The organism is Brevibacterium sp. p3-SID960 (assembly GCF_025144725.1).
Classification (GTDB): Bacteria; Actinomycetota; Actinomycetes; order Actinomycetales; family Brevibacteriaceae; genus Brevibacterium.
On record NZ_JALXKS010000013.1, the window covers coordinates 28,136 to 48,185 of the forward strand.

At 68.1% G+C, this 20,050-nt stretch carries 16 protein-coding genes, 1 tRNA gene and 1 riboswitch; of the genes, 10 read left to right on the top strand and 7 right to left on the bottom strand.

Annotated elements, in window-relative coordinates; genetic code table 11:
• Window positions 1–248 precede the first annotated feature (248 nt).
• The 5 genes from M3B11_RS05860 (at window position 249) to M3B11_RS05880 (ending at window position 5,006) form a co-directional block, all read left to right on the top strand.
• Window positions 249–1,715, top strand: coding sequence for an aldehyde dehydrogenase family protein (locus M3B11_RS05860; protein ID WP_259875800.1), 1,467 nt, complete (start codon window positions 249–251; stop codon window positions 1,713–1,715).
• Between the two features lie 234 nt (window positions 1,716–1,949).
• Window positions 1,950–2,636: a metal-dependent transcriptional regulator gene (locus tag M3B11_RS05865; protein ID WP_259875801.1), complete on the top strand. Its 687-nt coding sequence runs from the start codon at window positions 1,950–1,952 to the stop codon at window positions 2,634–2,636.
• Between the two features lie 254 nt (window positions 2,637–2,890).
• Window positions 2,891–3,038, top strand: a riboswitch (cyclic di-AMP (ydaO/yuaA leader).
• A 2-nt stretch (window positions 3,039–3,040) separates the two neighbouring features.
• Window positions 3,041–3,922: a C40 family peptidase gene (locus tag M3B11_RS05870; RefSeq protein WP_259875802.1), complete on the top strand. Its 882-nt coding sequence runs from the start codon at window positions 3,041–3,043 to the stop codon at window positions 3,920–3,922.
• A 380-nt stretch (window positions 3,923–4,302) separates the two neighbouring features.
• Window positions 4,303–4,506: a hypothetical protein gene (locus M3B11_RS05875; RefSeq protein WP_165883598.1), complete on the top strand. Its 204-nt coding sequence runs from the start codon at window positions 4,303–4,305 to the stop codon at window positions 4,504–4,506.
• A complete protein-coding gene (locus M3B11_RS05880) occupies window positions 4,503–5,006 on the top strand; it encodes an HNH endonuclease (protein ID WP_259875803.1) in 504 nt (167 codons plus the stop codon). Before M3B11_RS05875 ends, M3B11_RS05880 begins: the two co-directional genes overlap by 4 nt.
• 270 nt (window positions 5,007–5,276) lie before the next feature.
• Here M3B11_RS05880 and M3B11_RS05885 read toward each other — a convergent pair whose 3' ends face one another.
• Window positions 5,277–5,543, bottom strand: coding sequence for a GlsB/YeaQ/YmgE family stress response membrane protein (locus M3B11_RS05885; RefSeq protein WP_259875804.1), 267 nt, complete (start codon window positions 5,541–5,543; stop codon window positions 5,277–5,279).
• Window positions 5,544–5,970: 427 nt separating this feature from the next.
• Here M3B11_RS05885 and M3B11_RS05890 point away from each other — a divergent pair, with 427 nt between their 5' ends.
• Window positions 5,971–6,987, top strand: a complete 1,017-nt coding sequence (locus M3B11_RS05890; RefSeq protein WP_259875805.1) for a universal stress protein — start codon at window positions 5,971–5,973, stop codon at window positions 6,985–6,987.
• 119 nt (window positions 6,988–7,106) lie between these two features.
• Window positions 7,107–8,009, top strand: a complete 903-nt coding sequence (ppk2, locus tag M3B11_RS05895; protein ID WP_259875806.1) for a polyphosphate kinase 2 — start codon at window positions 7,107–7,109, stop codon at window positions 8,007–8,009.
• Window positions 8,010–8,102: 93 nt separating this feature from the next.
• Here the strand turns inward: ppk2 and M3B11_RS05900 are convergent, their stop codons facing one another.
• Window positions 8,103–8,555: a DUF805 domain-containing protein gene (locus tag M3B11_RS05900; RefSeq protein WP_259875807.1), complete on the bottom strand. Its 453-nt coding sequence runs from the start codon at window positions 8,553–8,555 to the stop codon at window positions 8,103–8,105.
• 209 nt (window positions 8,556–8,764) lie between these two features.
• Between M3B11_RS05900 and M3B11_RS05905 the strand changes: the two genes are divergently transcribed.
• A complete protein-coding gene (locus M3B11_RS05905; RefSeq protein ID WP_259875808.1) occupies window positions 8,765–9,721 on the top strand; it encodes a carbon-nitrogen hydrolase family protein in 957 nt (318 codons plus the stop codon).
• On the opposite strand, the gene M3B11_RS05910 is transcribed toward M3B11_RS05905, so the two are convergent.
• Both M3B11_RS05910 and M3B11_RS05915 read right to left on the bottom strand, forming a co-directional pair.
• Window positions 9,711–10,448 (bottom strand): hypothetical protein, encoded by a 738-nt coding sequence (locus M3B11_RS05910; protein ID WP_259875809.1) that lies wholly within the window; start codon window positions 10,446–10,448, stop codon window positions 9,711–9,713. The two genes, M3B11_RS05905 and M3B11_RS05910, sit on opposite strands and share 11 nt — an antisense overlap.
• Window positions 10,449–10,747: 299 nt before the next feature.
• Window positions 10,748–10,823 (bottom strand) — tRNA-Arg (locus M3B11_RS05915).
• A 131-nt stretch (window positions 10,824–10,954) separates the two neighbouring features.
• Between M3B11_RS05915 and M3B11_RS05920 the strand changes: the two genes are divergently transcribed.
• Both M3B11_RS05920 and M3B11_RS05925 read left to right on the top strand, forming a co-directional pair.
• Entirely contained in the window at window positions 10,955–15,505 is a 4,551-nt protein-coding gene (locus M3B11_RS05920) for a DUF4011 domain-containing protein (RefSeq protein WP_259875810.1), read from the top strand.
• A gap of 4 nt (window positions 15,506–15,509) precedes the next feature.
• Window positions 15,510–15,818, top strand: a complete 309-nt coding sequence (locus tag M3B11_RS05925; protein WP_259875811.1) for a hypothetical protein — start codon at window positions 15,510–15,512, stop codon at window positions 15,816–15,818.
• Here the strand turns inward: M3B11_RS05925 and M3B11_RS05930 are convergent.
• The 3 genes from M3B11_RS05930 to M3B11_RS05940 are packed head-to-tail and all read right to left on the bottom strand — an operon-like array spanning window position 15,792 to window position 19,993.
• The gene (locus tag M3B11_RS05930; RefSeq protein WP_259875812.1) at window positions 15,792–16,391 is read right to left on the bottom strand and encodes a LysE/ArgO family amino acid transporter; all 600 of its coding nucleotides are present in this window, start codon (window positions 16,389–16,391) and stop codon (window positions 15,792–15,794) included. The genes M3B11_RS05925 and M3B11_RS05930 overlap by 27 nt on opposite strands.
• The gene (locus M3B11_RS05935) at window positions 16,392–18,287 is read right to left on the bottom strand and encodes an ABC transporter ATP-binding protein (RefSeq protein WP_259875813.1); all 1,896 of its coding nucleotides are present in this window, start codon (window positions 18,285–18,287) and stop codon (window positions 16,392–16,394) included.
• The gene (locus M3B11_RS05940; protein ID WP_259875814.1) at window positions 18,284–19,993 is read right to left on the bottom strand and encodes an ABC transporter ATP-binding protein; all 1,710 of its coding nucleotides are present in this window, start codon (window positions 19,991–19,993) and stop codon (window positions 18,284–18,286) included. The genes M3B11_RS05935 and M3B11_RS05940 overlap by 4 nt, the downstream gene beginning before the upstream one ends.
• Window positions 19,994–20,050 lie beyond the last annotated feature (57 nt).

The window sequence follows — 20,050 nt, forward strand, 5'->3', positions numbered from 1 at the left end:
GCCTCGGCGCCGGCCCGCAGACCAAGGCGGACCGCTGGGTGACCCTGGCCGACCGCAGACGGAGGCGGACCGCTGGGCGACCCTGGCCGACCGCAGACGGAGGCGGACCGCTGGGCGACCCTGGCCGACCGCAGACGGGGGCGGACCGCTGGGCGAACCGGTGAGTGATGCCGCTCACGCGGGGGATAGGATGAGCGCGACGGCCGCAGCGCCCGCGGCCACGTGAGCGAATCAGAGAGGATGCTGCCATGACCCAGAACCCGCCGGCCGCCTATGGTCCCGACGAGCTGTTCGACAACCTCATCGCCGGTCAGTGGGTCCCATCGGAGGACCGCAGCCGCAACATCAACCCCTCGGACACCTCCGATGTCCTCGGCCAGTTCGCCCGCGCCGATGCCGCCACCGTCGAACGCGCCATCGCCGCCGCCAAACAGGCATCCGAGACGTGGGCGCACGGCCCCATCCAGCAGCGCTTCGACATCCTCGACACCGCCGGCACCCTCATCAGAGAGCGCGCCGACCAGCTCGGCGAGCTGCTCGCCCGCGAAGAGGGCAAGCAGCTCAAGGAGGCCACCGCCGAGGTGCTGCGCGCCTCCCAGCTGTTCAAGTTCTTCGCCGGTGAGACGCTGCGCAACACCGGCGAGGTCGTCGACTCCGTGCGCCCGGGGCTGCGGGTCGAGATGATCCACGAGCCGGTCGGTGTGGTCGGCATCATCACCCCGTGGAACTTCCCGATCGCCATCCCGGCCTGGAAGATCGCACCGGCGCTCGCCTACGGCAACACGATCGTGTTCAAGCCCGCCGAGATCGTCCCGGCCAGCGCACACGCTCTCGTGTGTATCCTGCGCGAGGCGGGCCTGCCTGATGGTGTGCTCAACCTCGTCATGGGTCCCGGCCGGGTGGTCGGGGATGCGATCTCGACCAGCCGCGACGTCGACGCGGTCACGTTCACCGGATCCGTCGGCGTGGGCGCCGGCGTCATCGCCAACGCCTCGGCCGCCGGGTCGAAGGTGCAGTGCGAGATGGGCGGCAAGAACCCGCTCATCGTGCTCGGCGACGCCGACCTCGACGCGGCCGCCGATGCCGCGATCAACGGCGCTTTCTTCTCCACCGGCCAGCGCTGCACCGCCTCCAGCCGCCTCATCGTCACCGCCGATGTCCACGATGAGCTCGTCGCCAAGCTCAAGGAGCGGATGACCGGACTGACCGTCGGTGACGCGCGTGCAGCGTCGACGGTCATCGGCCCGGTCGTGTCGGCAGACCAGCTCAAGCAGGACGAGGAGTACATCCGCCTGGCCGCTGATGAAGGCGGCACCGTCCACGGCGGCGAGCGGGTCGAAGCCGACACCGAAGGCTACTTCCTCGCCCCGGCGCTGGTGACCGAGACGACCGAGGACATGACGATCAACAAGGAGGAGGTCTTCGGACCCGTCGCCAGCGTCATCAAGGTCGCTGACTACGACGAGGCCCTCGCGGTGGCCAACCGCACGACCTTCGGCCTGTCGTCGGGCATCTACACCGGCTCCCTCACACACGCCGAGCACTTCAAGCGCCACTCCCAGGCCGGCATGGTGATGGTCAACGCCCCGACCGCCGGCGTCGACTACCACACGTCCTTCGGCGGCCGGAAGGGCTCCAGCTACGGCCCGCGCGAACAGGGCCGGGCGGCACGGGAGTTCTTCACCCTGCACAAGACCATCTACGTCAACCCCTGAACGCGACCTGACGGCTGTGACCCAGCAGGCGTCTCGGGCCCGGTCCCGAGGCGCCTGCTGACGCTCCAGCACACGCCCACCAGCGTGCGCGCTGGAGCAGAAGCCGCAACGGATGCGCTCGGGATGATTTTTCACCCCACACGGCGTAAACTGGAACAGTTCCAGATAAAAATCGCCGGGGTCTCCTGCCTCGGGATAGACTGGTGGCAGCCGGAAAGGAAATGGACCAAGCTCGTGAATGATCTCATCGATACCACCGAGATGTACCTCAAGGCCATCGTCGAACTTGAGGAACAGGGCGTGGTGCCGCTGCGCGCTCGCATCGCCGAGCGCCTCGACCACTCCGGTCCCACCGTGTCGCAGACCGTAGCCCGGATGGAGCGCGACGGCCTGCTCGTCGTCGGCTCCGACCGTCACCTCATCCTCACTCCCGAAGGCCGCGACCTGGCCACCTCGGTCATGCGTAAGCACCGGCTGGCCGAGCGGCTCCTTGCCGATGTCATCGGCCTGGACTGGGAGCTCGTCCACGACGAGGCGTGCCGCTGGGAGCACGTCATGAGCGACCAGGTCGAGGACAAGCTCGTCGGCCTGCTGGAGAACCACGCCACCAGCCCCTACGGCAATCCGGTGCCCAGTCGCGAATCCCTCGGCGAGGCGCCCAAACCCAGCGCCGACATCGTCGCCCTGTCTGAGGCCTGTCCCGGTGACCGGCAGTGCACGGTGACGATCGCATGGATTGCTGAGCCGCTGCAGACCGATCATATGCTGCTCGGCCAGCTCAAGCAGACCGGCATCCTGCCCGGGGTCACCGTCGCCTGCGAACCGACCGGCGACTACCTCACGCTGCGCGCTCCCGGTGTCGAGGATGTCCTCGACCTGCCGATCGAGACCGCCGCGCACATCTTCGTCACTCAGGAGTGACAGACGCCCGCCAGGCGAGCGCCGCAAGGGATGAGATCACGGAAGCGCCGCGATTGCGGCGCTTCCGTAACATTTTCTTGAAGAATTTTTATAACCTCTGACCTGGGCAGATACCTGCAAGGTCCCGGCGCTGTTCACATCCTTGTGACAATAATGTGACATTCGGCCGCGATGTCGGTTACTGTAGCTATCGCGGGTTGAGACAACCCGCTTCTGCAATGAGAATCCGAGTGCCGCACTCAGCGCAGAAGACAAACCCAAAAGGACCGTTGCGGCAGCGGGGGAACCACCTTCGCTTCACCGGCCGGCAGGCCGCGAAGCTCGGGGCTAAGTTCCAAGCCGGAACCGGGCAACTCCAGCTCGAGCCCGACAGCTCACCCCGTAGGTAATGGAGGAGAACTTTCGTGGCAGTAAAGACGCGTGGTCGCCGTCGGGCAAATGGTCCGGCCAAGACTCCACTCACTGAACTCACCGACGTCCTCGCCGCCAACTCCGGCGCAGTCGGACGTCGCGCGGCCGTCGTCGCCGCCGCCGGCGGCCTCATGGCGGCAGTCGCACTCCCGACCGCCAACTCGGCAGCTGAAGCCGATGGCAAGGTCGTCGCACAGGACTCCGAGGTCGATCAGACCCCAGAATTCGTCAACCAGGCCAGCGTCACCGCTCCCGATGCCGAGGACAGCAGCGACGCTCTGAAGACCTCGACCGCCAGCGTCGAGACCGGATCAGCTAAGGCTGCTCCGAGCCCAGAGCCCACCCAGACCAGCACGCCCACCCAGACCAGCACGCCGACGCAGACCAGCACGCCGACGCAGACCCGCGACTCTGGTTCGGCATCGCGTGATTCGGGTGCCGCATCGCGTGATTCTGATCGCTCCTCGAAGAGCTCCGACGACTCGAAGAGCTCCGATGACTCGAAGAGCTCCGATGACGTCAAGATGCCCAACGGCTCGAAGGCCCAGCAGGTCATCGGCATCGCCAAGCAGTACACAGGCGTCCCGTACGTCTACGGCGGTACCACGCCGAGCGGCTGGGATTGCTCCGGCTTCACCTCATACGTGTATGGCAAGGTCGGCGTGAACTTGCCCCGCTCGTCAGGTGCGCAGCGTAACGCAGGAAAGGTCGTCTCCAAATCTGAGGCGAAACCGGGTGACCTCGTCTGGCATCCCGGCCACATCGGCATCTACGCCGGCAACGGCATGATGTACGACGCCGGTAGCTCGAAGTCGGCCACCTCGTACCGCTCGATCAGCTGGATGGGTAACGTCCAGTTCATCCGCGTCCTCTGATCTTTCCGCCGCGCTCAGCGCCGTGCGCTGACGAGTCGGCTCTCACACCGCACGCCCGCGAGTTGCCATGGTCCTGGCAGTTCGCGGGCGTGCGGCGTCTGTGCATGCCGAAGCGGCGCGCCCGGATCGCTTCTCGGCCCGCCGGCCTCAGGCTCCCGCCCCAAGTGCCTGCGCGCCGGCATCCCCGCCCGGGCGGCGAACCGCTGGTGAATCCCGGTGAACAGATGCCGTCAATTCGGCAACCTTGCGCCCACTGTGTGCGCGTCGGAGGCGAAAACGCGCGCGCTCCGCTACTCTAGTGCGCAGTGACATGGACCACGTCCACCTCGGTGGCGGCTTGCCGCCGGGAACGGCAGTCGAGCACAGAAGGGAGACGGGCCATGACGACAGCGCAGACCGCGCCGGCACCGAGCCTGCTTCCCGAGCGCACCGACGCCGTGGACGTCTTCGACATCGTCGATTCCATAGCCGAGTCCATAGTCGACTCGATACCCGCCGTGCCTGCACGGCAAATCTCCCAGTTCCAAGGCGTTGCACGAATGTGCAGCGCCTTGTGTGTTCTCAGCAGAGGAGCGAACCTGTGAAGACCCTGGTGCTCAACGCCGGCTACGAGCCGATGTCCGTCGTGTCGTTCAGACGCGCCATCATCCTCGTCCTGGCCGGAAAGGCGACCGTTCTTGCCGCAGACGAATGCGTGCAGGTGCGCAGCGAAACACTGTCGCTCGAACAGCCCTCGGTCATCCTGCTGACACGCTACGTCCGCCCGCCCTCCAGCGCCTCGGTCACGCTCTCACGCAGGGGAGTGCTGCGCCGCGACGATGCGACGTGCGCCTACTGCCGTGGCCACGCCAACACGGTCGACCATGTGCTGCCCCGCTCCCGAGGCGGTGGCAACACCTGGCAGAATCTCGTCGCCTGCTGCCGGGCCTGCAACAACGAGAAGGGCGACCGCACACCGGAGGAGATGGGCTGGTCGCTGCCGTTCACCCCGGGCCCGCCGCGCACCGGCCGGTTCTGGTTGCGTGAACTCGATAATCCCGCCGAACAGTGGCGGCCGTTCCTGTCCTACGCGACTGCTGCCTGAGGACGCTGACAGGTGTTGTCAGCGTCGAGTGCCACATCGAGTGAGCTCGATGTGGCACTCAACGTCGATGATCTGGCCGTTTCGACGTCGTTGACTGCAACATTCAGGCCTCTCGATGTGGTACTCAACGCACATTCGATATGCCTGGTGCGGCCATCGGCCTGATGCGGGCCGCACGCGAAAGCAGGAAGCCGCCCATGAATGCCGACAGGCGGTCTGCCCCGAAGGTCAGACCGCCTGTCCGCTGTGTCTCAGGCTGGAGCGCTGAGATCAGTCGCGCCGGGTGCGTCCGGAGATGAATCCCCAGATGATGAGCACGATCAGCGAGCCGCCGATGGCCAGCAGCCAGGAACCGATGTCGAAGAACGCGTCGACACCCTTACCGAACAGAACGCTGCCGAGCCAGCCACCGAGCAGAGCGCCGATGACACCGCAGACGAGCGCGCCGAGCCAGCCGCCACCCTGACGACCCGGGAGGATCGCCTTGGCGATGGCACCTGCGATGAGGCCGAGAAGAAGAAATGCGAGGAAGCCCATTGTTGCTCCTTTCGATTCGCGGAATCTGCGCCTCCGCCGGCGAACCGGCCGAGGCTGGATCCTGAGTGGATCCTGCACTTACTCCTTGATCCTATCAAGTTCCCTTGAGGATGAGCCGCTGTTGAGTTGAAACTCATATGGTTGTGATCACATGCATGGCATAACAGTTGAACGCACCTGCGCATCGAATCGGGGTTACGATCGGTGTATCGGCGAAAATAGGTGGATTGTCCGCGCATTCCGGCAGGCCCAGCGGCTAAGCGCGGCATCTGTGTGAAATCTGAGCGCGGAACCGTCCGCCGGGTGTGTCGGATCCTGCGTGACTGACCATATCCCGAGAATGGGCGGATCGGACAGTGTCCTGGGGCGGCCGCCGGCCTGGCCGAGGCGGTATTGTGGGGATCACAATCCGCTGTAAGGAGTTACCGTGACCGAAGACGCGAACACCCAGAACCCGTCCGCTCCCGATGTCGCCGACCCGGAAGCGATTCTCGTCGGCATCGACGGCTCGAAGGCCAGCCGCAACGCATTGCGCTGGGCGATCGGCGAAGCGAAGGCGCTGGGCCGCTCGATCCGCCTCGTCGGCGCTTACACGATCCCAAGTGTCACCGCTGCCACGATCGACGTCTCCTATGTCCCGATCGACGACACCGCGATCCGTGCCTCAGTGACGGCGACTCTCAAGGAAGCCGCCGCCGAGGTCAAGGCCGCCGACATCCCTGTCGAGGCTGTCATCGAGATCGGGGATGCCGCCGGTGTCCTCGTCGAGGAGTCGAAGGCCGCCTCGCTGGCTGTCGTCGGCTCCCGCGGCCGCGGCGGGTTCGCAGGCCGGCTGCTCGGCACCGTCTCCTCGGCGCTGCCAGCCCACTCCGCCTGCCCGACCGTCGTCATCCCCGTGGGCTGGACCCAGGACGGGGAGCGCGCGCCCAAGCAGACCGCCTCACGGCCGATTCGGCACTACGAGCACGGCGTCATCGACACCGACTCGGAGATGGAGACGGTGCCCGGGATGGACTTCTCCGACTCCGTCGTCGTCGGCGTCGACTCCCTCGGCAAGGACTCACCGGCCCTGTGGGAAGCCGCCTCCCTGGCAGCCCAGCGCGGTACACCGCTGCACATCGTCGGCGTGACGATCACCGCCGTCGTCGGCCCGGAATGGCTGCCGAGCACCGGCGATATGCGACGCTTCATCGACGAGAGCTCCGGGGCCCTCATCGACGCCCGGGACGCGCTCAACGAGAAGCACCCGGATCTCACGGTGCGCTGGACGCTGTTCGACGGGCAGCCGGCCGAGGTGCTTGTGCGCGCTTCCGACACCGCTGATGTCCTCGTCATCGGTTCCCGCGGCCGGGGCGGATTCGCCGGCCTGCTGCTGGGCTCTACTTCGCAGTCGGTGCTGCCCTACGCCAAATGCCCGACGATGGTCGTGCGGGTCTCCCGCTGATCACCGGCGGTGTCGGCCGGCACCGCTATCGCACCAGCTCGTCCGCTGGCCCCGCATCAGTGGGGCCAGGGGCACCGGAACTCCATTCGAATACCAGCTGCCGAACAGAAAGTGGACCAGTGGATCTGTCACAGCGCGAGAATCTCCGAGAATACATCGATCGACTCAACACCGAAGGCTACACCGTCGCCGATGGCCACAACCCGGACCCCGACCTCATCGACCCGATGGGCAGAGCGGTCGAAACCTGGCGCGAAGGCTACCCGTATGACGAACGGATGAGCCGCGAGGAGTACGAACTGGAGAAGTACCGCCTTCAGGTCGAGCTGCTGAAGTTCCAGTACTGGAGCCAGGACTACGATCTGCGCCACGTCATCGTCTTCGAAGGCCGCGATGCCGCCGGCAAGGGCGGGACCATCAAGCGCTTCACCGAGCACCTGAATCCCCGTGCCGCCCGCGTCGTCGCACTGAACAAGCCTTCCGATCGCGAGCAGGGCCAGTGGTACTTCCAGCGCTACGTTCAGCACCTGCCGACCCACGGCGAGATCGTGATGTTCGACCGCTCCTGGTACAACCGCGGCAACGTGGAGCGCGTCATGGGCTTCTGCACCGATGAGCAGTACGAGGAGTTCATGGTGCAGGCGCCGATGTTCGAGAAGATGCTCATCGACTCCGGCATCCACATCACGAAGTTCTGGTTCTCCGTCACCCAGTCCGAGCAGCGCACCCGCTTTGCCATCCGCCAGATCGACCCGGTCCGGCAGTGGAAGCTCTCACCGATGGATCTGGAGTCCCTCGACCGCTGGGAGGACTACACGAAGGCGAAGGAGGAGACCTTCCGGCGCACCGACACCGACCACGCGCCGTGGATCACCATCAAATCCAACGACAAGAAGCGCGCCCGCCTCAACGCCATGCGCTTCTATCTCAACCAGTTCGACTACGCCGGCAAGGACTCCTCGGTCGTCTACGCCGCTGACCCGAAGATCGTCCGTCGCGGTCGCGACGCCGTCGACGACTGAACCCACCCCTCGGGCCCGGCCCGAGCAGACGACAGCGGCCGCATCGATCGGTGCGGCCGCTGCTGTCGTGTGCTCAAGCGTGGCTGAGCCATGTCACACGGTGGTCTCATAGCGAGTGTTCTGCACCGTCGGCAGGAACCCGAGGGCGATCGAGGCGATCCAGCCGAGGCCCGGGAGAAGGATGAGCAGACCGAACCAGCCGGAGTAGTTGGCGTCGTGCAAGCGGCGGAAGCTCAGCGCGAGCTGCGGGATCATGAGCGCGAGCGACAGCAGCGACAGCGGCATGGTCGCCAGGTTGCCGAAACCGGAGAAGACGCCGGTGTTGAACGCCCCGGAGAGCAGTTCGGCCGGGCCGAGGATGATCGACTGGAGGATGCTGATGGCGATATTGGCGAGGACGAGGCCGAGGAGGCCCCACCAGTATTCGCTGCGGCTGGAGCGGCCGACGAAGACGAGCGCCTTGCGGACGAGGCGGACGAGCGCGACGGAGAAGTCGGCGCCGTAGATCGGGGATTGCATGCCCGGAGGGGCCTGGAATGCTGACATCGGGGGGGTTCCTTCACATGCAGGACGGAGAGCTGTCGCTCCCACTGTAGTCCAGCCGCCGGCCAAGAGCGGCTGGGCGATCCCCACTGTTCACCGGGACGTTACCGAACGCCACGCTCCCGAGGCGGTGGCTGGTTGCGCCTGTCGTCACCGGCCGGTGCTCGATAGGGTGAGCAGTGAACCTGGTCACACAATGTGAGGAGACGGTCATGACGACAGTGGCAGTGGTGCAGAGCGGCGCGGTGCTCTTCGACGCTCAGGCCTCGACGGACAAGGCGTGTGCGGCGATCAGCGAGGCGGCCGGCAGGGGCGCTGAGCTCATCGTGTTCCCTGAGGCGTTCATCGGCGGCTACCCCAAGGGCACTGCATTCGGCGCAGCGCTGGGATTTCGCACCGAGCGCGGCCGCGATGAGTTCGCCCGCTACCGGGCCGGGGCGATCACGCTCGACGGGCCGGAGGTCGACCAGCTCGTCCAGGCCGCGGCCGAGCACCGCACAGCCGTCGTCATCGGCGTCATCGAACGGCTGGGCAATACTCTGTACTGCACGGCCCTGCTCATCTCACCCGACGATGGGCTCACCGGTGCGCACCGCAAGCTCATGCCCACCGGCATCGAACGGCTCGTGTGGGGATTCGGCGACGGATCGACCCTCGACACGATGGACACCGCGGCCGGCAGGGTCGGTTCGGTCATCTGCTGGGAGAACTACATGCCGCTCATGCGGCAGGCGATGTACGCCCAGGGCGTCGAGGTGTACTGCGCCCCCACCGTCGACGACCGCGATGTGTGGCAGTCGTCGATGACGCATATCGCCATCGAGGGCCGGGTCTTCGTGCTCTCGGCCTGCCAGTACCTGCCGGCCTCCGCGCTGCCCGACGATCACCCGTTCGACTTCGACCCGCCGAACCCCGCGTCGATCATTCGCGGCGGCAGCGTCATCATCGACCCGACCGGCACCGTGCTCGCCGGCCCGGTGTTCGATGAGGAGACGATCCTGTACGCCGATGTCGATCTTGCAGCCAAGCACCGCTCGCACCTCGACTTCGATCCCGTCGGCCACTACTCCCGGCCCGATGTCTTCAGCCTCCGCGTCGATACCCGGGCGAAGAGCTCCGTCGCCTTCGACCGCCCGGCTGCTGAGGGGCCGGGCACTGTCAGTCGGTGAGGCCCTGCGTCCCGGTGGTGCGGAGGCCGCGGCTGCGCACGTGCAGGAACACGAAATAGGCGATCACTAAGACCACCGCGGTGATCGACAGCTGCTCACCGGCGCTCTCCGCCCAGGTGGCCAGGTAACGGGCACGCGTTGACCAGCCCCACTGGCGAGAAGCCGGGCCGATGCCGTCGAAGATCGCGGCGAAGAAGGCGAGAGAGACCAGGGGCGGGACGAGGAACCAGACGATGCGCCGCGGCTGCGGGGTAGACCGGCGGAAGGCGATCATGAACCAGGCGAGCAGTCCCGAGCCGGTGATCACCCAGAACAGCAGCTCGCCGAAGTCCTGCCCGCGCAGGTTCCACATCGCCGGGAAGCCCAGGTTCCAGGCGATCGCCCCGCCGATCTCCTCATGAAGGCGCAGGGAGTCGTCGGCAGCGATGAAGAAGAGGATGCAGCCGGCGACCAACAGCACTGGTGCTGCGAGCAGCCGACGCCAGAGCCAGACGAGTGCGATGCCACCGGCGACGGCTTTCACGTAACCCCAGATCTCCAGCAGGCTGCCGTCGGGATCGCCCTCCCACAGAGGGTGGGCGAAGGCCGGGAACATTCCCCGCGTGATGTGGAGACGGTGGAGCATGTCGGCCAGCAGGAAGAGAGCATCGACTGTCAGCAGGGCCAGGCCGAGCCACACTAGTCGCCTCGTGATGCGGGGCAGTGTCGTGTCTCTGCCTGCGGGCACGAGCTGAGCTCCTTCATGCTGATCGGCACGCGAACGCGGGGTCACGCGCGGCGCCATGGATGGGCCGGCCAGGGCAGCTGGCGGCGGATCGCATACATTATGCACTGCACGTGCATATCTAGAGCATGAGGGGCAGTGGCATCTCCGGCGCTTCCAGGGCCTCGGCGTCACCCTTACCCGTTCGGGGCCCGGAGGAGCGTGCCGGTCGGCTCATCTGGAACGGGTGGGAGCGGCCCGGTCGGGCCATCTGGAACGAGCCAGGTCGCACGCGCGACGGTTCGGGCTGCTGCACGTGTGAGTGGCGCCCCCGGCAGGATTCGAACCTGCGACACCCGCTTTAGGAGAGCGGTGCTCTATCCCCTGAGCTACGGGGGCTTAGCGCCCGGTCGCCGACCTGCATGCAGGCAGCCGCTGGGCAACCAGCCCAGTGTACCAGCGGCGTGGAAAATTCCGCCTCCCCGGTGCGCCAGCGCGCGAATCCGCTGGCTAATGGTTAGGCTCGAAGTGTGTCATCAACCGAACATGCAACGAAGTCCACAGTCGGCGAGGCCTTTGCCGCGTGGAAGGCTCGCGCTGCCAAGATCGGCGGACGCGACACCATGCTGCAGTATCGGGACTCCCGCGACGGCTCCATCGAACTGACCGGCGCCCACCCCTCTGGCCTGGCACAGCTGCTGGCCGGCAGACCGACCCGGCTCTCGAGCCTCATCCGGGATCATGACCAGCTCTCCGATGCCCGCCGCCGGGCCCGTTCGATCCGTCAGAAGGCCGACCAGCTCGCCAGCGAACGCGGCATCAACACCGCCCATCTGGCCATCGGCTTCGCCACCTGGAGTGAGGACAGCGACTCCGGCGCCCGTCTCGACTACGCCGCACCGGTGATGCTGCGTCACGTGCGCCTCGTTCCGCGCGGCTCCCGGGTCGAGGACTACGAGATCGTCCTCGACGAGAGCATCACCATCAACCCCGCGCTCATCGACTTCCTGCACCGCGAACACGACATCGCCATCGACGTCGACGAATGGGTCGCCTCCACCGGCTACAGCCATGGATTCGACCCCAACCCGGTCTTCGAGCGGCTGCGCGAGGTCGCCCGCGGCGTACCCGGCCTGCTCGTCAACCAGCGGCTCATCGTCTCCACATTCGCCAACATCGTCTCCCCGTACACCGGTGAGGAGCTGCCCGAGGCGCACCCGATCCTCAGGGCGCTCGCCGGCCAGACCGATGCGCTGCCCGAACCCACCGCACAGGCGGCAGCCGGCGCCGAGGCGGGAACCGCCTCGGGTCCGGTGCCGCTGCCGGACCGCAGACCGCAGGAGGAGTTCCTCGCCATCGACGTCGACGGGGACCAGCAGGCCGTCGTCGATGCCGCGGTGGCCGGCCAGTCACTTGTCGTCGACACCCCGCCGGGGACCGGTGCCACTCAGCTGGCGACCGCGATCGCCACGACCCTGGCCCACACCGGGCGCAGTGTGCTCTACGTCGCGCAGAACTCCGATGCGCTCGATGACTTCGCCACCCGGATGGGGGCCGCCGGCCTGCCGGATCTGGCGATCGACGGCCGCGACTCCGCCCGCGACATCCACCGTCAGCTCATCCGCCTCATCGCCCAGGCTGAGAAGGCCGAACGCCCCGATCTGGGCACCCTGCTGCAGCGGCTGAACGAACAGCGCGACACCCTGTCCCAGCACGCCGAATCCCTGCACCGGATCCGCCAGCCGTGGGGAGTCTCGGTCTACCAGACGATGCAGCACCTCGCCAGACTGACCGCCGGACAGCCCGGTCCCACCACCGGGGTGCGGTTCGGCGACGACATCATGGCCGCTGAACCCGGCCACCGCAGCCGGCTGCGGGAGAAGCTGCTGAAGCTCTCAGCGCTCGGTGCCTTCACCCTCGAAGTCGAGGACACCGTGTGGTTCGGCGCCCGCTTCAACTCCGATGCCGACGCCGAGGCCGCCCGCAGCGTCGCCGAACGCGTCGCAGCGAAGATCCCGCAGCTGACGCAGCTGTGCGAACCGGTGCTGCGCGACGCCGGCCTCAACCCCGAACGCACCGTCGCCGGCTGGGGGCAGGCGCTCTCAGTGCTGCTGGGCGTGCGCCGCACCCTCGACAAGTTCTCGCCCGATGTCTACGAGCACAACCTCAGCGAGCTCATCGCCGCGACCGGCTCGAACGAGTACCGCGCCGAGCAGGACAACCCGATGGGCATGATGGAGCGCCGCCGCCTGAAGAAGGCCGCCCGTGAGTTCCTGCGCCCCGGCGCCCATGTCGATGACCTGCACACCGCACTCATCAACGCGCGCGACGAGCGTGCCGCCCTCAAGGATCTGGCCGGTGGAGGCACCCGGCTCAAGGTGCCCCGCGGGCTGCTCGACGCCCATGAGAAGTACCAGGAGGTTCAGGCCGACCTCGACAAGCTCTCACCGGTGATGGCCGACACCCCGGACGGCGGCGACCTCGGCGAGATGCTCGTCGAGGAGCTCCACGCCCGCCTGCAGGCGATGGGCGAGGACAAGGAGGCCCTGTCTGATCTGCCGGCTCGCACCCACCTCGATGCCGAGCTGCGCCAAGCCGGGCTCACCGAGCTCATCGACGACCTGCGCTCCCGCCGCGCCGCTCACGAGCTCGTCGGCGAGGAGTTCGACCTTGCCTACTGGGCAACCGTGCTGCAGCGCCTGGCCGCTGAGGATCCGCAGATCGGCCAGCACGACTCCGAGGCGATGCACCGCACCGCCGCCGACTTCCGCATCTGCGACCGCCAGTACGTCGCTGCCGGCGCTCAGCGCCTGCAGTGGTCGCACGCCCAGGGCTGGAAGCACGCGATCGGCGAACACGGCCAGCAGGCCCAGGCGCTGCGTGCAGCCCTGCGCTCGCGCCAGTTCCACGTCGAACCGCTGAGCCTCACCGCTCCCGACGTGCTCGGCGCGCTCGCCCCGGTCTGGCTCATGAGCCCGTTCGACGTGCCGCAGTACTTCGCCGACCTGCCGATGTTCGACACCGTCATCCTCGCCGACGCCGGCCGGATGTCCGTACCCGAGGTGCTGCCGGCGATCGCCCGCGGCAAGCAGATCATCGCCATGGGCGACGACCGGCTGCTCGGTCCGCGCGACTTCAGCGTCGCCGTCGACCGGCGCACCGTGCCCAACGGCTCCGGCACCCCGAGCGTGCTCGCTGAGCTGCGCGAGTTCCTGCCCGTGCGCCGCCTGCACACCAGTTACCGGCTCTCCCCGGCAGGCCTGCTCGGGCTCGTCAACGAGCAGTTCTATGACGGCACCATCACCGGCCTGCCGAGCGCCCACACGAACGAGGGCACCGGCCTGGAGTTCGCGTATGTGCCCGACGCCTTCGGCTCCCCGGACACCGCCACCGGCCAGGTCGAGAGCCTTGATGCCGAAGTGCAGCGGGTCGTGGATCTCGTGCTCAAGCACGCCCGCACCAACGCCCGCCAGTCGCTGGCCGTCATCACCCTCACTCCGTGGCACGCCAAGCGCGTGGCCGCCGGCATTCAGCAGGCGATCCGCCAATACCCGTATGTCGCCTCCTTCTTCTCGGACGGGTCGAAGGAGCCCTTCGTCGTCACCGACTGCAAGCAGATCCAGGGGATGGCCCGCGACGCCGTCATCTTCTCCCTCGGCTACGGCCGCACCCGCCAGGGCCGGGTCATCTACAACTTCGGCGCCCTGTCCGAACCCGACGGTGAGAAGCTGCTGGCCGCCGCCGTCACCCGCGCCCGCCGCAAGCTCACGCTCGTCTCCTGTTTCGAGGCCGACGACTTCGATCCCGCTCGGCTGCGCCACGGTGCCGCCGTGCTGCCGGACCTGCTGGCAGCCGTGGCCGCCGGCGGGCTGAGCCCGCAGGCAGACACCGCCCCCGAGGCGGAGGGCACCTCCTCTGCCGCCGGTGAGGCTTCCGAGACGGCCGGTGACGACGAGACCGACGATGCAGCCCACACGCCAGCGCAGCGAATCGGCAACGGCTCGACTGCTGCAAGCCGTATCGCCGAGACGGACGGCGACACCTCGGAGGCGGAGTCCGGAACCACGGACGCCGGGGCAGGCGATGCCGAGGCGGCACCCGTTGAGGATGCCGGTGTGGAGCTGGCGATCTACAACGACGTCGCCCCTGTCATCGATGACTTGGCCGAGCGCCTCATCCGCATGGGCGTCGAACCCCATGCCGGATACGCCGGCATCGACCTGGCTGTCGCCGTCTCCGCTGCAGGGGATGAGGGCATGGCCGTCGCCGTCGAGTCCGACGGGGCGTCCTATGTCAGCCGGCAAAGCATCCGCGAACGCGAACGTCTGCGGCCTGAGAACCTGGCCCGCCACGGCTGGCGGAGCCTGCGCGTGTGGACGACCGATGCGTTCGTCGATCCGCAGCGCGAAGCCGAGCGGATCTTCGACGTCTGGAAGGACACCGTCGAGGAGCTCTCCCCGCAGGCAGTGCTCAACGCCGCCCGCGCGGCAGCCGTCGTCGTCGGACGGCAGGGCAACCGCCCGCGCGTGACCCCGGGCCTGCCGGTCTACACCTACTCGGCTGAGGACCTCGACGCGATGCTCGACTGGATCCAATCCGATGGTGTTTCGCGCACCGACGCCGGGCTGAAAGACCAGCTGCGCTCCGCACTCGCAGTCAAGAGCCGCGCCCACCGCGTCGACAGTGTGCTCACCGAAGCCGTGCAGCGATTCCGCCGCCGCTCCAACGAACGCAAGTCCACCCATGTGGCCACGAGTCAGCGAGAAGAAGACGTCTTCGTCCCGGCCGCTGATGCCGGGCCGGATCAGACCGCCGTCATGCCGCAGTACGACACCGGTAAACTGCGCGAGCAGGAGCTGCTTGACGCCGGGCTGATCGACAGCGACGAAGCGGGCAGCTCCTCTGCCGCGGCGGAGGACAGCAAGGACAACAGCGCTGCTGCGTTAGCCGACTCATCCAGCGGCAGCACGGCAGCCGAACGGAAGTCCGCCGATGCCTCCGCTGTGGAGGACTCCGCATCCCCGGCAGATGCCGACGAGCCCACCGAAGATGCTGCCGGGGTTGACAAGCGGAAGCCCTGAGACCGTGGCGAAAGATCCCCGAGTGCAGGCTGCGATCGAGGCCTATCGGCGCACCCTGCGCAACGAATCCGGGGACTTAGCGCCGGCCTCGGAGGCGAGCAGCGACGAGAGGCTGCTGGCTGACCGGCCACCGCATTGGGCGACGAGATCCCGCCCGGTCCCGGCACCGGCATCACGGACGAATCCACGCCAGGTCGACTCCGTCACACGCCCAGCCGAAGATGTGCCCGAGACCGGCAGTGACGCAGCCGCCGGCGACGCAGGCGAGGCGTCCGCTGATACCGGCTCAGGAGAGCACGAGACGGACCGCTAATCCGAGGATGACAACGGCGATCGCGACGTCGATGGCCTGCCAGACGCGCGGTTTGGCCAGGACGGGCGCCAGCGCTCGGGAACCGAAGCCGATGACAAGGAACCAGCTGATCGAGGCGGCCATCGCCCCGAGCATGAACCACCACCGCCCTTCTGCACCCTGCTGATTGGCCAGATTGCCGACCATGACGACAGTGTCGAGGTAGACGCCGGGGTTGAGGAAGGTCAGCGCCAGAGTCGTGCGCACGATCTGCCTGCGGGTGCGCGGCTGTGCATCGGCGCTCAGACCGGTGGCGTGCCAGGCGGAGCGCAGCGTGATGAGAGCGAACCACACAAGATAGGCCGCACCCAGCCACTTGAGGGCTGTCAGCAGCCAGGGCACCAGCAGTATGAGACCGCCGATGCCGATAGTGCCCAGGCCGATGAGCGCGACATCGGCGATGATGCAGATGGCCAGCACGACGCCGAGGTGTTCGCGGCGGATGCCCTGCCGAAGCACCAGAGCGTTCTGTGGGCCGACGGCGATGATGAGCGACCAGCCCGTCAGCGCGCCGGTGAGCAGGTGGAGAATCACTCAGGCATCGTAGGCCATGCGCGCCTCAAGCCGCTGGAACGGGCCGGTGCGTGAACGCAGCTGGCCGGCGGTACCGGATTCGACGACCGTGCCGAGGTCGAGCACCCACACAGCAGCCGCATCGTCGATGAGGTCAGCCCGGTGGGTGATCTCGATGATCGTGAGGTTCTCGATCGCCTGCAGCCGCTGCCGGACCTCGGCTGCGGTGTCGGCATCGAGCTGGCTGAGGCCCTCATCGATGATGAGCACCTGCGGGTTCGGCAGCAGTGCGCGGGCCAGCGACAGCCGCTGCAGCTGCCCACCGGAGATGCCCTGACCGCGTGCGCCGACCGGCTCTGCCAGCCGCTCAGTCCAGTCGGGCAGGCCGGCGAGCATCAGCGCCTCAGCGATCTGCTCATCGGTGGCGTCAGGGGCGGCCAGCGTGAGGTTCTCCCGCAGGGTCCCGCGCAGTGTTGTCGGTCGCTGCGGGGCCAATGAGATGCGTGAGCGCAGCTCGGCAAGCGGCAGCTCGCGCACATCGGTGCCGGCCAGGCGCACCACACCGGATTCGGGATTCCAGCCGCGCAGCAGCAGCCCAGCCAGCGTGGATTTGCCGCTGCCGGAGACCCCGACGATATGCGTCCACGTCCCCGCCTCAGCGTGCAGCGTCACGCAGCCGAGTGCTCGCGGTCCGGCATTCGGGTCATAGCTGAAGGTGACGTCGTCGAACTCAATACCTGCAGCCGCACCGCTGAGACAGCCAGCCGCACCGCTGAGACTGCCAGCCGTGCCGCTGGGAGGGGCAGGTGTATCGCTGAGAGGGGCAGCTGTACCGCTGAGAGGGGCGGCCGCTGCCGGACCGGGGGTGGCCTCAGATTCGCATGGGTCACCGGTGGCAGCGGGAGCCGCGGCGGCTGTGCGGCTGGCGGAGTCGGTGACGGCAGGAGCAGCGTCCATGATCTCGCGGATGCGGGCGGTGGCGGCGAAGGCGTTGTCGAGACCGGTGATGTAGTCCTCGAACCCGCGGGCGGGGCCGATGAGCCCGATGCCGACGGCCAGCGCTGTCATGATCGCAGCCGGTGAGGCCCCGACGCCGGCGCCGATGAGGAGGACGGCGATGAGCCCGCCACCCTGCAGCAGCACCGACAGGCCCGCCCGGGTCGCCTGACTCGCACCGACCTGCGCGGCCGCTGTGGTGCGTGCGGCATCGACGCGGGCCAGGCCGTCGAGACGCTGCTCGGCGATGCCGAAGCCGAGGATCTCGCGCATCCCCTGCACATCGTCACCGAGGCGCTCGGCGATCTGCCCGCGCACCCGGGCCACGGCATCGGCTGAGTCGACGGCCCCGCGCCGGGTCAGCAGCGGCAGCGCGAGCAGAGCCGCGACCGTAAGCGTGAGCGTCAGCGCCAGCCGCGGATCCACGACGACCGCCAGCCAGGTGAGCGCAATCGCGGGCACCGCGACAGCAGAGACAGCTGGAGGCAGGGTATGGGCGAAGAACACCTCGATCCGGTCGATGTCCGAGGTGGCCCGGCTCGTCAGCTCGGCCCCCGCACGGCCCTGCGTCGCGGCAGGCGCCTGGGGGATCAGCCGGGCGAAGAAGGCATCGCGCAGCCGCTGCAGCGAGGTGAAGGCGACATAGTGACCGGCGTAGTGCTCGGCGTAGCGCAGCAGCGCCTTGGCGATCGCCATGCCGGCCAGCGCGGCAACAGCGACCCCGATGCCGACGGGCTGGCCTGACAGCTGCGGGCCCGCAGCACGGATGAGCAGTGACGCGGCGAAGACGAAGAGTGCGACCCCGAGCAGCTGGCCGAGCACCCGGGCGATGACCGCCAGGCCGAGCGGGGCGAGCAGACCACGGGTCTGGCCGATGAGCCAGCCGGTGAGCTCCCGGCGGCGGGCAGTCGCATGCGTCATGACGGCACCTCCGTCATCAGCTGACGCAGGTCGATGACCCGGTCAGCGGAGAGCACCGCCAACGGACGGTGGGCGATCGTGAGCACCGTGCGACCGGCAGCCAGCCGGCGCAGGGCCTCAAGGATCTCCGCCTCACCGGACAGATCGACCTGGCTGGTCGGCTCGTCGAGGATGAGGATCGGGGCATCACGCAGCGCAGCCCGGGCGATCGCCAGCCGCTGCGCCTGCCCGCCGGAGAGCAGCCGACCGTGCTCACCGACCGGTGTCGCCAGGCCTGCCGGCATGCTGCGCACATCCGCGGCCAGCCCGGCGGTCTCCAGCGCCTCCCACAGCTGCTCCTCTGCGGCTTCGGGAGCGGCGATGCGCAGGTTGTCTTCGATCGTGCCGAGGAACAGGAAGGTCTGCTGTTCGACGACAGCCAGCTGATCGCGCACCGCCGCCGACTGCACATCCTGCGTGTCGAGCCCGCCGACGGCGACCACACCAGAACGCGGCAGCAGGTGGGCCTGGAGGAGGGCGGCGACCGTCGACTTCCCGGCACCCGAAGGACCGATGAGCGCGACGTGCTCACCGGGTGCGATATCGAGGCTGAGCCCGGTGAACACCGGCGGCCCGCCCGGCCAGCCCGCGGTGACCTCGCGGAGGCTGAGCGCAGCTCCGGCGGTCTCGACATCCCCGCGACGTTCGGCATCCGCGCCGGCTGCCACCTCGGACGCGGTGCCGGCATGCAGGTGCTCACTCAGACTGCGCTGGGCTGCCCGGCCGCTGATGCCGATGTAGAAGAACCGGCCGATGATGTCGACCGGCCCGATGACAAGCGTGGTCATGAGCAGGACCGCCAGCGCCCCGCCGAGGCTCAGGGTGCCGGCGGCCAAGCCCTGCAGCGCCAGGGCGGTCGCGGCGACGACGACGGTGAGGGAGAAGGCGGCATCGACGACGAAGATGAGCAGCTGGTTGCCGGCCAGCATCCGCATGATGCTCGACCGGTGCTCCTCGCCGCGGCGGGCCAGCTCAGCAGCGGTGCGCCCGGCAGCGCGCGCGTAGACGAGGGTGTCAAGCGCCTGGATCGCCTCGAGGAAGGCAGCGGTCAACCGGCCCTGCGTCATCCGGTACGACCGGCCGATCGGGCGCACCGCCCGCCGGAACCCGGCGATGACGACCGGGACGATGAGCAGCAGCAGCGCGAGGATTCCGGCGATCCGCCCGCTGACGGTCAGCGCCATGATCGCCAGCACAAGCAGCGGGGTGGTCAGCGCCCCGATCATCGGGCCGATGAACGCCGCCCGGTAGTTCGCGGTGCGCTGCACCCCGTCGGTCAGCAGCGACAGCAGGGACCCGGCGCGCGACTGCACGTCGACGGCGCCGAGGCGGTACAGGCTGCCGAGTGCTGCTGCGCGCAGCTGCTTCTCGGCATCCGAGGCAGCCCAGGCGGAGAACCCGGCACCGGCGGCTGCCCAGATCGCAGCTGCGGCTGCGATGAGGATGAGGGTGATGATCTCGACCGGCATCAGGCGCTCACCGAAGCTGAGCACATCGAGGGCCGAACCGAGGCTGAAGAACAGGAACGCCGTCGCCGCCGCCTGCGCCCAGGCTGCGGCCGTCGACACGGCCAGCACCCAGCCGGGCACCGCCCGGCGCAGCTGCTCATGGAGCGGTGGCTCCGGAGCGTTGGACGCACCGGGATGACCATGCGGATGCGCAGTCACGACAGCCTCCTGGCAGGGGACGGGAATCTGTACCGCAGACCATCATACGGAGTGGGA